The sequence below is a fragment of the Streptomyces sp. NPDC005791 genome (assembly GCF_042871485.1).
Taxonomy (GTDB): domain Bacteria; phylum Actinomycetota; class Actinomycetes; order Streptomycetales; family Streptomycetaceae; genus Streptomyces.
In genome coordinates, this window is sequence record NZ_JBIAIP010000014.1 from 148,843 (window position 1) to 164,524 (window position 15,682).

12 protein-coding genes are annotated in these 15,682 nt (G+C 70.9%); 4 read left to right on the plus strand and 8 right to left on the minus strand.

Annotated features, from left to right (window positions below):
- Nucleotides 1–291: 291 nt before the first annotated feature.
- From ACFYSH_RS26005 to ACFYSH_RS26040, 8 genes are all read right to left on the minus strand, one after another.
- Nucleotides 292–1,296, minus strand: a complete 1,005-nt coding sequence (locus ACFYSH_RS26005) for a sugar phosphate isomerase/epimerase family protein (RefSeq protein ID WP_359465827.1) — start codon at nucleotides 1,294–1,296, stop codon at nucleotides 292–294.
- A 12-nt stretch (nucleotides 1,297–1,308) separates the two neighbouring features.
- Nucleotides 1,309–2,529, minus strand: a complete 1,221-nt coding sequence (locus ACFYSH_RS26010; protein ID WP_359465828.1) for a Gfo/Idh/MocA family oxidoreductase — start codon at nucleotides 2,527–2,529, stop codon at nucleotides 1,309–1,311.
- Between the two features lie 47 nt (nucleotides 2,530–2,576).
- A complete protein-coding gene (locus ACFYSH_RS26015; protein WP_359465830.1) occupies nucleotides 2,577–3,614 on the minus strand; it encodes a substrate-binding domain-containing protein in 1,038 nt (345 codons plus the stop codon).
- A gap of 69 nt (nucleotides 3,615–3,683) precedes the next feature.
- Nucleotides 3,684–4,736: an ABC transporter permease gene (locus ACFYSH_RS26020; RefSeq protein WP_359465832.1), complete on the minus strand. Its 1,053-nt coding sequence runs from the start codon at nucleotides 4,734–4,736 to the stop codon at nucleotides 3,684–3,686.
- A complete protein-coding gene (locus ACFYSH_RS26025; RefSeq protein WP_359465833.1) occupies nucleotides 4,733–6,256 on the minus strand; it encodes a sugar ABC transporter ATP-binding protein in 1,524 nt (507 codons plus the stop codon). Before ACFYSH_RS26025 ends, ACFYSH_RS26020 begins: the two co-directional genes overlap by 4 nt.
- A 251-nt stretch (nucleotides 6,257–6,507) precedes the next feature.
- The gene (locus ACFYSH_RS26030) at nucleotides 6,508–7,689 is read right to left on the minus strand and encodes an ROK family transcriptional regulator (protein WP_359465937.1); all 1,182 of its coding nucleotides are present in this window, start codon (nucleotides 7,687–7,689) and stop codon (nucleotides 6,508–6,510) included.
- Between the two features lie 222 nt (nucleotides 7,690–7,911).
- The gene (locus ACFYSH_RS26035) at nucleotides 7,912–8,589 is read right to left on the minus strand and encodes a GntR family transcriptional regulator (protein WP_359465835.1); all 678 of its coding nucleotides are present in this window, start codon (nucleotides 8,587–8,589) and stop codon (nucleotides 7,912–7,914) included.
- A gap of 95 nt (nucleotides 8,590–8,684) precedes the next feature.
- Nucleotides 8,685–9,635: a beta-ketoacyl-ACP synthase III gene (locus tag ACFYSH_RS26040; RefSeq protein ID WP_388755689.1), complete on the minus strand. Its 951-nt coding sequence runs from the start codon at nucleotides 9,633–9,635 to the stop codon at nucleotides 8,685–8,687.
- 277 nt (nucleotides 9,636–9,912) lie between these two features.
- Between ACFYSH_RS26040 and ACFYSH_RS26045 the strand changes: the two genes are divergently transcribed.
- The 4 genes from ACFYSH_RS26045 to ACFYSH_RS26060 are packed head-to-tail and all read left to right on the plus strand — an operon-like array spanning nucleotide 9,913 to nucleotide 15,678.
- Nucleotides 9,913–10,902: a 2-dehydropantoate 2-reductase gene (locus ACFYSH_RS26045; RefSeq protein WP_388755692.1), complete on the plus strand. Its 990-nt coding sequence runs from the start codon at nucleotides 9,913–9,915 to the stop codon at nucleotides 10,900–10,902.
- Nucleotides 10,899–12,854: a molybdopterin oxidoreductase family protein gene (locus tag ACFYSH_RS26050; protein WP_388755695.1), complete on the plus strand. Its 1,956-nt coding sequence runs from the start codon at nucleotides 10,899–10,901 to the stop codon at nucleotides 12,852–12,854. Before ACFYSH_RS26045 ends, ACFYSH_RS26050 begins: the two co-directional genes overlap by 4 nt.
- Complete coding sequence (locus ACFYSH_RS26055) at nucleotides 12,845–14,821, plus strand: NAD(P)H-dependent oxidoreductase subunit E (RefSeq protein ID WP_388755697.1); 1,977 nt, start codon at nucleotides 12,845–12,847, stop codon at nucleotides 14,819–14,821. The genes ACFYSH_RS26050 and ACFYSH_RS26055 overlap by 10 nt, the downstream gene beginning before the upstream one ends.
- Nucleotides 14,818–15,678 (plus strand): 2Fe-2S iron-sulfur cluster-binding protein, encoded by an 861-nt coding sequence (locus ACFYSH_RS26060; RefSeq protein ID WP_388755700.1) that lies wholly within the window; start codon nucleotides 14,818–14,820, stop codon nucleotides 15,676–15,678. The genes ACFYSH_RS26055 and ACFYSH_RS26060 overlap by 4 nt, the downstream gene beginning before the upstream one ends.
- Nucleotides 15,679–15,682: the final 4 nt, after the last annotated feature.

The window sequence follows — 15,682 nt, forward strand, 5'->3', positions numbered from 1 at the left end:
TCGTGTACACGTAGGGGACCGTAGCTGTGTTCGTCCCGTACGGAAAGCCCTTGCGCAGGGGTTGGGTCGAGCTTTTGCCCACGGGTGGACAAAGGAGCTCCAGGGCAGGCGGAGTCGCCCCAGGGCGCATGGCCCTGGGGGCTGTTCCCCTGCCCGTCCCGTCCCGGACCTCGAACGCCGGGCGGGCTGGACGGTGTCGCGCCGGCGTGGCGGTGCCGGGCGGCATCGGGCCCTGCCGGCGGGTCGAGGCGCGGAGGCGGACCCCCTGGAGGGCCCCGCCCCCGCCCCGCGCTACTCGCCCCCGCCGAACGCCGCGTCGAACGACGCGCTGGGCGGGTCGAAGTCGAACCGCTTCAGCGAGGCCAGTGCCTCCGGCGCGCCCGTCAGCCGGTCCATGCCCGCGTCCTCCCACTCCACGGAGACCGGTCCCTCGTACCCGATGGACCGCAGCATCCGGAACACGTCCTCCCAGGGCACGTCACCGTGTCCCGCCGAGACGAAGTCCCAGCCGCGCCGCGGGTCACCCCACGGCAGATGGGAGCCGAGACGCCCGTTGCGGCCGTCGAGGCGCTTACGGGCCTCCTTGCAGTCCACGTGGTAGATACGGTCCCGGAAGTCGTACAGGAAGCCGACCGGGTCGAGGTCCTGCCACACGAAATGGCTCGGGTCGAAGTTCAGCCCGAACGCGGCCCGGTGGTCCACCGCCTCCAGGGCCCGCTTCGTGGTCCAGTAGTCGTACGCGATCTCGCTCGGGTGCACCTCGTGGGCGAAGCGCACACCCTCGGCGTCGAAGACGTCCAGGATCGGGTTCCACCGGTCCGCGAAGTCCTCGTAGCCGCGTTCGATCATGTGCGGGGGGACCGGCGGGAACATGGCCACCAGGTGCCAGATCGAGGACCCGGTGAAGCCGATGACCGTGTCGACCCCGAAGGCGGCCGCCGCCCGGGCGGTGTTCTCGATCTCCTCGGCCGCCCGCCGGCGTACTCCCTCGGGCTCCCCGTCCCCCCAGATGCGGGCGGGCACGATGCCCTGGTGACGCTCGTCGATCGGGCTGTCGCATACGGCCTGGCCGACCAGGTGGTTGGAGACCGCCCAGCACTTCAGGCCGTACTTGTCGAGCAGCTGACGCCGGCCGTCGAGGTAGCCGGGGTCCGACAGGGCCTTGTCCACCTCGAAGTGGTCGCCCCAGCAGGCGAGTTCGAGCCCGTCGTAGCCGAAGTCGCGGGCGAGCCGGCAGACCTCCTCCAGCGGCAGGTCGGCCCACTGGCCGGTGAAGAGAGTGAAGGGACGGGGCATGCGCGAAACCTCCTAGAACGGGACCGGGGTGTGTACGGAGTTCTTGGCGGCGCTCTCCTCGACGGCGGCGAGCACCCTCTGCACCTGGAGCCCGTCGGCGAACGACGGTACGGGCGGTCGCTTCTCGGCGATCGTGCGCACCACGTCACGGGCCTGGTGGACGAAGGTGTGCTCGTAGCCCAGACCGTGGCCCGGCGGCCACCACGCCTCCAGATAGGGGTGCTGCGGTTCGGTGACGAGGATCCGGCGGAAGCCGGCACGGGTGGCGGGCTCGGTGTGGTCGTGGAAGGAGAGTTCGTTGAGCCGTTCCAGGTCGAAGGCGAGCGAGCCCAGCTCGCCGTTGATCTCCAGGCGCAGGGCGTTCTTACGCCCGGCCGCCATCCTGGTCGCCTCGAAGGAGGCGAGGGCTCCCGACGCCAGCCGCCCGGTGAACAGGGTCGCGTCGTCGACGGTGACCGCCCCCCGTGAGGTACCGTCCGCGGCGCCCGAGAGCCCTGCAGCGGCACCGGCGAGCACGGGCCTCTCACGGACGAAGGTCTCGCTCACCGCCGACACCCCGACCAGCGGCTCCCCGGCCAGGTACTGGGCGAGGTCGACGATGTGCGCCCCGAGGTCCCCCAGTGCCCCTGATCCGGCGCGCTCACGCTCCAGACGCCAGGTGAGCGGCGACGCGGGGTCGACGAGCCAGTCCTGGAGGTAGGTGGCCCGTACGTGCCGCAGGGCGCCCAGCCTGCCCTCCTCGATCAACGTACGGGCGTAGGTGAGGGCGGGCACCTTGCGGTAGTTGAAGCCGACGATCGCCACCTGGCCGCGGGCCGCCGCCCGCTCCGCGGCCTCCGCCATGGCTTCCGCCTCGGCGACCGTGTTGGCGAGCGGCTTCTCGCACAGCACGTGCTTCCCTGCCTCGAGCGCGGCGATCGCGATCTCCGCATGGCTGTCCCCGGGCGTGCAGATGTCGACCAGCTGGACGTCCTCCCGGGCGATCAGTGCCCTCCAGTCGGTCTCGGCGGCAGCCCACCCGTGCCGGGCGGCGGCCGCGTCCACGGCCGCGCGGTCACGCCCGCAGATCGCGGCGAGCACGGGTCTCACCGGCAGGTCGAAGACATGTCCCGCGGTACGCCACCCCTGGGAGTGGGCGGCGCCCATGAAGGCGTACCCGACCATGCCGACGCCGAGCGTCGCGGTCGGCGGCGGTCCCTCGGTCTCCTGCTCCGTGTCTTCCCTACGGGCCATGCGGGCTTCCTCCTCGTCGGTGGTTCGGTGGTTGCGGCGGTGCGGGATCAGCTGAAGCCCGTCGGCAGGTACTGGTCGATGTTGTCCTTCGTGACCACGGCCGAGTACAGGGTCAGCGAGGTCGGGATCTCCATCTCGGAGAGGCCCGCGATGCCCTTGCTCTGGCCCAGGGCGCGCGCCAGGTCGATCGCGGAGGCGGCCATCGTGGGCGGGTAGAGCACGGTGGCCTTCAAGACGCTGTTGTCGGCCTTGATGGCGTCCATCGCGGACTTCGCGCCCGCGCCGCCGACCATGATGAACTCGTCGCGGCCCGCCTGCTGGATCGCCCGCAGCGCACCCACGCCCTGGTCGTCGTCGTGGTTCCACAAGGCGTCGAACTGCTTCTGCGCCTGCAGGAGCTGCGCCATCTTCGCCTGGCCCGACTCCACGGTGAAGTCCGCGGCCTGACGGGCCACCAGCTGGATGTTGGAGTAGTTCTTCAGGGCGTCGGCGAAGCCCTGACTGCGCTGCTTGGTGAGCTCCAGGTTGTCGATGCCGGCGAGCTCGACGACCTTGGCGTTCGCCTTGTCCTTGAGCTGCTCGCCGATGTAGTGCCCGGCGTTGAGGCCCATGCCGTAGTTGTCGCCGCCGACCCAGCAGCGGTAGGCCTGCGGTGAGGCGAAGACACGGTCCAGGTTGACGACCGGGATACCGGCCCGCATGGCTTCCAGGCCGACCTGCGTGAGCGCCTTGCCGTCGGCCGGGAGGACGACGAGGACATCGACCTTCTTGTTGATGAGGGTCTTGACCTGGCCGATCTGGGCGGCGGTGTCGTTGGAGCCCTCGGTGGTCTCCAGGGTCACCTCGGAGTACTTCTCCGCGCGCCCCTTGGCCTGGACGTTGATGGCGTTGAGCCACCCGTGGTCGGCCTGGGGGCCGGCGAAGCCGATCGTGACGGGCTTGCCGGGCTTGTCGTCGGCGGCGGGCTGGTTGCTCTGGGCGGCCGCCGCCTCCTTGGGCTCGTTGCTGGTGCAGGCGGTGAGGAAGGCTCCCGCGGAGACGGCCGCGGTGCCGAAGAGCAGTCCTCTGCGGCTGGTTTCTGGCATGGCTGTCAAACCCTTCATCCGGTGTCGTGCCTACGGAACTGCGGGTGGCTGATCGGTGGCGCGGAGAGGTCAGGTCTCGCCGTTGCGGAGTGTGCGGCGCTGGACCAGGACGGCGGCGACGATGATGGCGCCCTTGGCGATCTGCTGGACATCGCTCTGGAGGTTGTTCAGCGCGAAGATGTTGGTGATCGTGGTGAAGACCAGGACCCCGAGCACGGAACCGACGATGGTGCCCCGGCCGCCGCTCAGGAGGGTGCCTCCGATGATCGCGGCGGCGATGGCGTCGAGCTCGTACAGATTGCCGTTGGTGTTCTGGCCGGAGCCGGACAGGATGATCAGCATGAAGGCGGCGATGCCGCAGCACAGGCCGGAGAGCAGGTAGAGGTAGAGCCGCTGGCGCCGTACGTCGATGCCGGCGAGCCTGGCCGCTTCCGCGTTGCCGCCGATGGCGACCGTACGCCGCCCGAACGTCGTCCTGTTCAGGATCAGCCAGCCGACGACGGTGACCGCGGCGAAGACCAGGACCAGGGGCGGGATGCCGAGGACGTAGGCGTCGGGCAGGCCCAGGTCGAGGACGGACTGGACGGTGACGATCTGTGTCTTGCCGTCGGTGATCTGCAGGGCGAGCCCACGCGCCGAGGCGAGCATGGCGAGCGTCGCGATGAAGGGGACCATGCGCCCGTAGGCGATGAGGACCCCGTTGACGAGCCCGGCGGCGAGCCCGACGATCACGGCGGTGAACAGGATGCCGGCGAAGCCGAAGTCCTGGGTGGCGAGCGTCGTCGCCCAGACGGAGGCGAGGGCCACCATCGCGCCGACCGACAGATCGATGCCGCCGCCGATGATGACCAGGGTCATGCCGACGGTGACGACCCCGATGACGGAGGACTGCGTCAGGATGAGCTGAAGGTTCCCGGTGTCCAGGAACGCCTCGGGTTCGGTGAGGCCGCCGACGGCCACGAGGGCGGCGAGTACGCCGAGCAGAGACAGGTTGCGGACATCGAAGCGCAGGCCGAGTGCGCGCAGGCCGCCGCCCTGCTTCGAGGGCGGTGCGGGCGCGGGGTCCGTCACGGTCCCCTTCTCCGGCCCGTGGTGCTGCGCCGACGGCGCGGGCTGTGTCATGACGTCGGGCTCCCTTCCATGACGAGGTCGAGGACACGGTGCTCGTCGAGCTCCCTGGCGTCGGCCGTGTGCACGACACGGCCTTCCCGGAGCACCAGCACCCGGTCGGCGAGGCCCAGCACTTCGGGCACTTCGCTGGAGACGAGCAGAACGGCGAGGCCTTCGTCGGCCAGCCGGCGGATCACGGCGTAGAGCTCGGCGCGGGCGCCGACGTCCACACCGCGGGTCGGTTCGTCGAGCAGCAGGACCCGGCAGCCGCGGAGCAGCCAGCGGGCCAGGACCGCCTTCTGCTGGTTGCCGCCCGAGAGGGTGCGGACGGCGGCGTCCGGATTGTCCGGCCGCAGGGACAGCTCTCGGGTCGCGGCCCTGGCAGCCTCGCGCTCGGCGCCCCGGTCGAGCCAGCCGACGCGGGCGAAGCGGGACAGGGAGGAGACCGACACGTTCCGGGTGACGGATTCCGTCAACAGCAGGGCCTGCGCTTTGCGTTCCTCGGGGGCCAGGCCGATTCCGGCGGCCACGGCGGCCCGTACGCTGCCGGGGCGCAGCGGTGTGCCGTCGACGAGGACGCGGCCCGCGGTCGGTTTGCGGGCGCCGTAGACCGTCTCCAGGATCTCGGAGCGTCCGGAGCCGACGAGTCCGGCCAGGCCGACGATCTCGCCGGGCCTCAGCTCCAGGTCGACGGGGTCGAACTCACCCTTGCGGCACAGCCCTTCGACCTTCAGTACCGGAGCGGCCGAGGACCGGCCGCCGGGGGCCGGCCGCTCGGGGAAGACGTACGCGACGTTGCGGCCGGTCATCATGGCAACGATGTCGTTCGTGGGGGTGGAGTGGGCGGGCAGCCCGACGGCGACGGCCCTGCCGTCCTTGAGCACGGTCACCCGGTCACCGATGCGGCGGATCTCCTCGAGCCGGTGCGAGATGTAGACGACGGCAACTCCGTCGGCGGTGAGGCCGTCGACGATGCGGAACAGGTTGTCGACCTCGTCGGGATCGAGTGCCGCGGACGGCTCGTCCATCACGATGAGCCGTACGTCGTGGGAGAGTGCCCGTGCCATGGAGACGATCTGCTGGTGGGCGGCGGAGAGGTCGCCGACCAGGCGGGCCGGGTCGATCTCCGGGTGTCCGAGGCGTTTCAGGAGCGCGGCGGCCTCGGCGCGCGCCTCACGGGTCCGCACGACGAAGCCCGCGCTGGTCGGTTCGTGCCCGAGGAAGACGTTCTCGGCCACCGACAGGCCCTCCACCAGGTCGAGTTCCTGGTAGATGGTGGCGATGCCCAGGCGCATCGCGGTGATCGGTGAGGAGAGCTGGACGGGCTCGCCACGCCAGGTGATGGCGCCGTCGTCGGGCTGGTGGGCCCCGGCCAGCACCTTGATGAGCGTGGACTTGCCTGCGCCGTTCTGGCCGAGGAGGCAGTGGACTTCACCGGCCAGCACCTCCAGGTCCACGCCGTCGAGGGCGCGCACACCGGGGAACGCCTTGGTGATGCCGGACATCGTGAGCAGGGGTGGTTCTGGTGCCATGACGGATCCCCTCGGCGGGTGGGTCCCCCCTGCTCGTATCCGAGAGCTCGGGGAAGGCCGGTGAGCGGGCAGGGCGCAGTGCCGGCGGTGCCGTACTGCTGACGGGACTGCTGGGTGGTACTGCTGTGCGGTGCTCGTGCGGTGTGGTGCTGGGTCCTCGTGCGGTGCGGGTCCTGCGGGCGGAGCTCGGGACAGGCTGCTTACGGGGGGTGACTGCGGTGCGCGTGCCGAACGGCGCACCGGCCCGGACATCAGGCCGGCGAGAACAGGTGGTCGCTGATGAGCCTGGCCGCGCCGGTCACTCCGGCGACGGGCCCCAGCTCACCCAGGACGATGGGGAGGTTGCCCGTGGCCAGCGGCAGGGACTGCCGGTAGACCTGGGTGCGGACACTGGCCAGCAGATTGTGGCCGAGCCCGGTCACCCCGCCGCCGATCACGACGAGGCCCGGGTTGAAGAAGCTGACGAGTCCGGCGATGACCTGACCGACCCGGTTACCGCCCTCGCGGATCAGGTCCAGCGCCGTGGGATCTCCGGCCGCCGCGGCGGCGGCCACGTCGACGGCCGTGAGCGTGCCGGCCTTGTCCAGCCGGGCCGCCAGCTCGGGCGACCGGCCGGCGCGGGCCGCGTCCTCGGCGTCGCGGGCGAGTGCCGCGCCGCTGAAATGCGCCTCCAGGCAGCCCCGGTTGCCGCAGGCGCAGGCGCGCCCGTCCGGTTCCACCTGGATGTGGCCGATGTCTCCGGCGCTGCCCGTGGTACCGCGGTAGACCTCTCCGCCCACCACGATGCCGCAGCCGATACCCGTACCGATCTTGACGCAGAGGAAGTCGCCCACGGAACGGGCGACGCCCGCGTGCTGCTCCCCCAGCGCCATCAGGTTCACGTCGTTGTCGACCATGACGGGACAGCCGAGTTCCTGGCTGAGCGCCTCCCGGACCGGGAAACCGTCCCAGCCGGGCATGATCGGCGGTGCGACCGGGACGCCCTCGGGGAAGCGGACCGGTCCCGGCACGCCGATACCGGCGCCGTCGAACCCTTCGGCGAGCCCGGAGGCCCGGAGCTTGGCCGCCATGGCCAGCACCTGTTCGAAGATGGCGACGGGACCTTCCCGTACGTCCATCGGGTGGTTGAGGTGTCCCAGGACCTCCAACTCGGCGTTGGTGACGGCGACATCGACGGAGGTGGCGCCGATGTCGACGCCGAGGAAACGCAGTCCGGGGGCGAGCCGGATGTTGTGGGAGCGGCGGCCGCCGCGTGAGGCGGCGAGTCCGTCGGCCACGACGAGCCCGGTCTCCAGGAGCCGGTCCACCTCGACGGCGAGCTTGGAGCGTGAGAGGTCGACCTGGTCGCCCAGCTGTGCGCGGGAGTTGGGCCCTCCGTCACGCAGCAGCCGGAGCAGCCGCGCCTGGTGCGTGTTCGCGGGCCGTGCCGTCATACGTCTCACGCGTCCCTCCCCGCCACATCGGCCAGTCCGTCGGGCTTTCGAGGGGAACGTAGCAGCGGTTCACCGGAGTGGGAAGAAGTTGCGCAGGAATCCGCTCCAACTTTCTCCACACTCAGGACAAAGATGCGCCTCCCCGGCCCACCGGGAGCCCCGGCCGTACGCGGGCACCAAAAAGCCGGGGCCGTCGGGCCCCGGCCTCCGGTCAGGCGGTACTCAGCCCCGATCACGCTGGTGGTACGTCCGGCGGGTGTGCTCGGTGTGCGCCCGCATGACCTCGGTCGCCCGCTGTTCGTCCCTGGAGGCGATCGCCTCGATCAGTTCCCGGTGCTCGATCCAGGACTGGGTGCCGCGTTGCCTGGCCACCGGCGTGTAGTACCAGCGGACCCGGCGGTCCACCTGGGCGGCGAGCTCGGACAGGACGACGTTGCCGGCCAGCTCCATGACCTTGGCGTGGAACGCGGCGTTCGTGGCGACGGCGAGGTCCACGTCGTCGGCGGCGACGGCACGCTCACCCTGGGAGCACAGCTCCTCCAGCGCCTCGATGCCCGGCCGCCCGGAGTTCGCGGCGGCCAGCCGGGCGGCCTCGGCCTCCAGCAGGGTGCGGACCGAGAGCAGCTGATCCGCTTCCTCCTCGGTGGGTTCATGGACGAACGCACCCTGCGCGGGGCGCAGATCGACCCAGCCCTCGGTGTTCAGCCGCTGCAGCGCCTCGCGCACCGGCTGCCGCGACACCCCCAGATGCCCGGCCAGCTCACTTTCGACCAGATGCTGGCCGGGCCTGAGGGCGCGCGTGGTGATCAGCTCGAGGAGCGCGTCGTAGACGCGCTCACGCAACGGCCCGGGCCGCTCCAGCTTCGGCACCGTCCCCTGCGGCAGTCCTGCGGACAACATCGCGGTCCCCCTCCGGGCGCCGGACAATTGCTTATCGTCTACAGTCTACCGAGCACCATGCCATGGCGGGGACTCGGAGGCCATCGGGTGGCCCCTCAGGGGCAGCGGATCACCTGACCCGCATACGAGAGATTCCCGCCGAAGCCGAAGAGCAGGGCCGGCGCTCCACTCTCGATCTCGCCCCTCTCCAGCAGTTTGGAGAGGGCCATGGGGATCGACGCGGCCGAGGTGTTGCCGGAATGCACGACGTCCCGGGCGATGACCGCGTTGACCGCGCCGATCTTCCGGGCGACGGGTTCGATGATCCTCAGGTTGGCCTGGTGCAGGACCACCGCGGCGAGGTCCTCGGGCGTGACGCCGGCCCGTTCGCAGACCTTGCGGGCGATCGGCGGAAGCTGCGTGGTGGCCCAGCGGTAGACGGACTGCCCTTCCTGTGCGAACCGCGGCGGCGTGCCCTCGATCCGTACGGCGTTGCCCATCTCCGGCACCGAGCCCCACAGGACGGGCCCGATCCCGGGCCTCTCCCCCGCGTCCGGGTCGGCGGTGACGACGGCCGCCCCGGCGCCGTCGCCCATCAGGACGCAGGTGGAGCGGTCGGTCCAGTCGACGATGTCGCCCATCTTGTCGGCACCGATGACGAGGGCCCGCGTGGCGGCTCCTGCCCGGACGGCGTGGTCGGCGGTGGCCAGCGCGTGGGTGAATCCGGAGCAGACCACGTTGATGTCCATCACGGCCGGCGAGCCCATGCCCAGGCGGGCGGCGACCCGGGCGGACATGCTCGGTGAGCGGTCGATGGCCGTGGAGGTGGCGACGAGGACCATGTCGATGTCCCCGGGCTGCAGCCCCGCCGAGGCCAGCGCCTTGGCCGCCGCGTGCGCGGCGAGTTCGTCCACGGGTTCGTCGGGGCCGCCCACGTGCCGGGTCCTGATGCCGACCCGACTGGTGATCCACTCGTCGCTGGTGTCGACCATGGCCGCCAGGTCGTCGTTGGTGAGGACCTTGGCAGGCTGATAGTGGCCGAGCGCCACGACACGTGAGCCGGTCATGTACGGGTTCCCCTCGCTACGTTTGGCAGGAACCATCCAGTCTTGGTTGCTACCGATCGGTACAAGGGCACGTAACCCCACAGGAATACGGGCCCGAGCTTGGAGCGTCTCGAGCAGCTTCCCGGGAACTCTCGCCGACACCCGGCGGCCACGCCGCAATCACGGACGGACAAGGCACGCACTGTCACGAGTATTGACCCTCCCTGAAGGCATACTGTAGACAATATTCTGTCGACTTGACACCCTCGCTCGGTCCTCTCACCGAACGGAGAGCCCCGTGAAAGTCGCAGTTGTCGGCGCCGGAGCCATCGGCGCCTATGTCGGGGCCGCGCTCCACCGCGCAGGCACCGAGGTCCATCTCATCGCCCGGGGCCCGCATCTGGCGGCCATGCGCCGTCACGGTGTGCGCGTGCTCAGCCCACGCGGAGACTTCACCGCACGGCCCGCCGCCACCGACGACCCGTCGGACGTCGGGCCCGTCGACTACGTGTTCCTCGGCCTCAAGGCCAACTCGTACGCCCTGTCGGGACCGCTGGTCCATCCGCTGATGCGCGAGGACACCGCGGTGATCGCCGCCCAGAACGGCATCCCCTGGTGGTACTTCCACGGTCTGGCCGGACCGTACACCGACCGTCGGCTCGACAGCGTCGACCCGGCGGGCTCGGTCAGCGCCACCCTGCCCCCCGAGCGTGCCATCGGATGCGTCGTCTACGCCGCCACCGAGATCGAGGCCCCGGGTGTCGTACGCCATCTCGAAGGCACCCGCTTCTCCATCGGCGAGCCGGACCGGTCGGTGTCCCGGCGCTGTCTGGACTTCAGTGAGGCCATGGTCGCGGGCGGACTCAAGTGCCCCGTGGAACCCGATCTCCGCAACGACATCTGGATCAAACTGCTCGGAAACATCTCCTTCAACCCGATCAGCGCACTGGCCCGCGCCACCATGGGCCAGATCTGCCGCCATCCGGACGCCCGCGCACTCGTGGAATCGATGATGCGCGAAACCCTCGACGTGGCGGCGGCCGTCGGCTGCCGCCCCGAGATATCCGTGGAGCGGCGCATCGCGGGCGCGGAGCGCGTCGGCGACCACAAGACATCCACCCTCCAGGACCTGGAGAAGGGCAAACCCCTCGAACTGGACGTGCTGCTCGCGGCCGTCGTCGAGCTGGCCGAGCTGGCCGGAACGCCCGTACCGACGCTGCGCGCCGTGCACGCGCTCGCGGATCTCCTCGCCACCACGTCCTCGGCACCGGCAGGGAGCACCGCATGAAGACCGAACGCACCGGCGGCAGGAACCGCAAGGGCAGGCGGCCGAAGACGTACGAGCGCCTCACCCACCCCCTCGTCCGCGGCGAGGACGGCGTACTGCGCCGGGCGAGCTGGGACGAGGCACTGACACGGGCCGCTGCCGGTTTCCGGCAGGCCCGCGAGTCGTACGGCCCCGACGCCTTCGCGATGCTCTCCTGCGCCCGGGCGACCAACGAGATGAACTACGTGGCCCAGAAGTTCACCCGCGTCGTCATGGGCACCAACAACGTCGACTCCTGCAACCGCACCTGCCACGCACCGAGCGTCGCCGGCCTCTCGGCCGCCTTCGGCTCCGGCGGCGGCACCTCCTCGTACGAGGAGGTGGAGCACACCGATCTGATCGTGATGTGGGGCTCCAACGCCCGTTTCGCGCACCCGATCTTCTTCCAGCACGTGCTGAAGGGCATCCGTAACGGGGCCCGGATGCACGCCGTCGACCCACGCCGCACCTCGACCGCCGAGTGGGCGGAGAGCTGGCTCGGCCTCGACGTCGGCACGGACATCGCGCTCGCCCACGCCATCGGCCGCGAGATCATCCACGCGGGCCTGGCCAACCGGGCCTTCGTCGACCGGGCGACCAGCGGGTACGAGGAGTACGCGGCGCTCGTCGAACCCTGGACCCTGACCGCCGCCGAGAAGGTGACCGGGGTCCCGGCCGAGGCGATCCGGGACCTCGCCCACGCCTACGCCACGGCCGAACGCGCCCAGCTGTGCTGGACCCTGGGCATCACCGAGCACCACAACGGCACCGACAACGTCCGCGCGCTGATCAACCTCTGCCTGCTCACCGGCCATGTCGGACGGTTCGGCTCCGGGGTCCAGCCGCTGCGCGGACAGAACAACGTGCAGGGCGGCGGTGACATGGGAGCCATCCCCAACAAGCTGCCCGGCTTCCAGGACATCCTCGACCCGCCCGTACGGCGGAAGTTCGAGCGCTCCTGGGACACCGTCATCCAGCCGCGGTACGGCAAGACCCTGACCGAGATGTTCGAAGCCATGGAGACCGGCGAACTGCGCGCGGTGTACTGCATCGGGGAGAACCCGGCGCAGTCGGAGGCCGACAGCGACCAGGCCGTGCGCCGGCTGGAGGCCCTGGACCATCTGGTGGTGCAGGACATCTTCCTGACCAGGACCGCCCAGCTGGCCGACGTCGTGCTGCCCGCGACCGCCTCCTGGGCCGAGACCGACGGCACGACGACCAGCAGCGAACGGCGCGTCCAGCGGGTCCGGGCCGCGCTCGTGCCACCGGGCGAGGCCCGCGAGGACATCGACATCATCTGCGCCGTGGCCGGACAGCTGGGACACGACTGGAGGTTCGAGGACGCCGAGGCCGTCTGGAACGAGCTCCGCTCCCTGTCCCCCGACCACTTCGGGATGACGTACGAGCGGCTCGCGGAACACCAGGGGCTGCAGTGGCCCTGCCCCGACACGGAGAAGCTGCCGTCGAGCTTCCTGCATGCGCGGCTCTGGGAGACCGATCCCGTGCGGCGCGGCCCCGTGGCCCCCTTCGGACTGGTGCGGCACGACCCGCCCGTCGACCTCACCGACGAGTCGTACCCGCTGCGGCTCACGACCGGGCGGCGCCTGGACTCGTACAACACCGGTGTCCAGAGCAGTGGTTACGCCTCTCCACTGCGCCGGGGCGAGTACATCGAGCTCTGCCCCGAGGACGCGGCCTCCTACGGTGTCGCTGTCGGCGAGGAGGTGCGGGTCTCGTCCCGGCGGGGCAGTGTCACCGCGCCCGTCTGGATCGATCCCGGGCTGCGGCCGGGGCTGGCCTTCATGACGATGCACTTCCCGGACGAGGTCGACACCAACCAGCTGACCATCGAGGCGAACTGCCCCATCGCCGGCACCGCCGAATTCAAGGCCTCCGCCGTACGGATAGAGAAGCTGGTGCCCGCATGGACCTGAGGTACACCGACGCCGCCCCTTCCGACGCCGAACGGGAAGCGGTGGACGCCCTGTTGGGCCCGCCACCGTCCGGCTGGGAGGGTGCCGCCGAGCGCACGGACGAGGATCTGCGGTGGGCGAAGGGCGGCGCGGCGGCGGCCAAGGACCGCCGCGACCAGTTGCTGCCCGCACTGCACGCGGTGAACGACCGCGTGGGCTGGATCAGCGAGGGCGCGCTGGACTACATCTGCCGACGGCTGACGGTGCCCCCCGCGGAGGCGTACGGCGTCGCGACCTTCTACGCCATGTTCTCGGTGCGGCCACGCCCGGCGAAGGTGCTGCACGTCTGTACGGACCTGGCCTGCGCGGCCCGCGGCTCGGCGGCCGTGTGCGCGGACCTCACCGAGCGTCTGGGCGCGCCGGGCACCCCGACGGAGGGTGCGGTCTGGCAGGCAAGCCCCTGCCTGGGCCTCTGCGAACGGGCCCCGGCGGCGCTCCTGCTCCAGGCGGGGGAAGAACCGTCCCCAGGGGCAGACCCAGCCTCTCCGGCACCCCCACACCCCCCAGGGGCGATATCAGCCCCTCCGGCGATTGAGGAGCGGGGGTCCGGGGGCGGAGCCCCCGATGCCCGGGCGGAGCCCGCCACCACTACCCGCTGCTCAGCCGTGCTCGCCCCCACCACGGCCCCCGAGCTCGTCACCGCGGCCAGGGCCCCCGAGTCCGCCCCCGCCGAGCCCCCGCCCGCCGCGGCCGTCCCCCAGTCCGGCGACCCCACCCTCGTGCTCCTCAAGCGGATCGGCACCGTGAACCCCGGCTCACTCGACGACTACCGCTCCACGGGCGGCTACACCGCACTGCGCCGCGCCTTCACGCTCGGCCCGGCCGGGGTGATCCGCGAGGTGCTGGACGCCGGGCTCGTCGGCCGGGGCGGCGCCGCCTTTCCCACCGGACGGAAGTGGCAGGCCACCGCCCAGCAGGCCGACGGCCCGCACTACCTGGTGTGCAACGCCGACGAGAGCGAGCCCGGCACCTTCAAGGACCGGGTGCTGATGGAGGGTGATCCGTACGCCCTGGTCGAGGCGATGACGATCGCCGGCTACGCGATCGGCGCCCACCAGGGCTACATCTACCTGCGCGGCGAGTACCCCCGGGCGTACGAACGGCTCGCCCACGCACTGACGAGCGCCCGCACCCGCGGGCTCCTCGGCCCCGACGTCCTCGGCCAGGGGTACGCCTTCGACATCGAGATCCGGCGCGGCGCGGGTGCCTACATCTGCGGTGAGGAGACCGCGATCTTCAACTCGATCGAGGGGCAGCGCGGCGAACCGCGCTCCAAACCGCCCTTCCCGGTGGAGAAGGGCCTCTTCGGCAAGCCGACTGCCGTCAACAACGTCGAGACGCTGGTGAACGTGCTGCCGATCCTGGAGCACGGCGCCGCCGCCTACGCCGCGACCGGCACGGAGACTTCCACCGGCACCAAACTGTTCTGCGTCTCCGGACAGGTGGCCCGCCCCGGCATCTACGAGCTGCCCTTCGGCGCGAACCTCCGGGAGCTGCTCGACCTCGCGGGCCCGCCCGAACGGCTGCGGGCCGTGCTCCTCGGCGGGGCCGCGGGCGGCTTCGTACGCCCCGACGAGCTGGACGTCCCGCTCACCTTCGAGGGCACCCGTGCCGCCGGGACGACGCTGGGTTCGGGAGTGGTCCTGGTCCTCGACGACTCGGTCGAGCTCCCCCGGGTCCTGCTGCGCATCGCGGAGTTCTTCCGCGACGAGTCGTGCGGCCAGTGCGTGCCCTGCCGGGTGGGCACCGTCCGCCAGGAGGAGGCCCTGCACCGGATCGCGGACCGTACGGGCGCGGCGGCCGCCGAGGACATCGCACTGATGAGAGAGGTGGGGCAGGCCATGCGGGACGCCTCGATCTGCGGTCTGGGACAGACCGCGTGGAATGCCGTCGAGTCCGCCATCGACCGTCTGGGGGTCTACAAGTGACCGCTGTGCCGCTGCAGCCGCCGCGCCGTCTCGTCTCGTTCACGCTGGACGGCGAGGAGACCCGGGTCCCGGAGGGCTCGACGATCCTGGACGCCTGCCGGACGGCGGGCAAGGACATCCCGACCCTGTGCCAGGGGGACACGCTCACCCCGAAGAACGCCTGCCGGGTGTGCGTGGTCGAGGTGGAGGGCGCCCGCACGCTCGCCCCGGCCTGCTCCCGCCGCGCCGAGCCGGGCATGACGGTCCGCACGGACACCGAGCGGGCCCGGCACAGCCGGAAGGTGGTCCTGGAACTGCTGGCCTCGTCGACGGACCTGTCGACGACCCCACGGGCCGAGGAGTGGATCAAGGAGTACGAGGCGAAGCCGGACCGCTTCGGCGCGGACGCCGCCCGGATGAACGAACAGCCGAAGATCGACAACGATCTGTACGTCCGCGACTACGACAAATGCATCCTCTGCTACAAGTGCGTGGACGCCTGTGGCGAACAGTGGCAGAACACGTTCGCCATCGCCGTCTCGGGCCGGGGTTTCGACGCCCGCATCTCCACCGAGCACGACGCCGCGCTTCCCGACTCGGCCTGTGTCTTCTGCGGGAACTGCATCGAGGTGTGCCCCACGGGCGCGCTCTCGTTCAGCACGGAATTCGGCATGCGGGCGGCGGGGACGTGGGACGAGCCCGCACAGACGCAGACCACGACCATCTGTGCCTACTGCGGCGTGGGCTGCAACGTGACCCTCCACGTGCAGGACAACGAGATCGTCAAGGTCACCTCGCCGCACGACAACCCCGTGACCCATGGCAACCTCTGTATCAAGGGCCGTTTCGGCTTCCAACACGTACAGAATCGGGATTGACGGC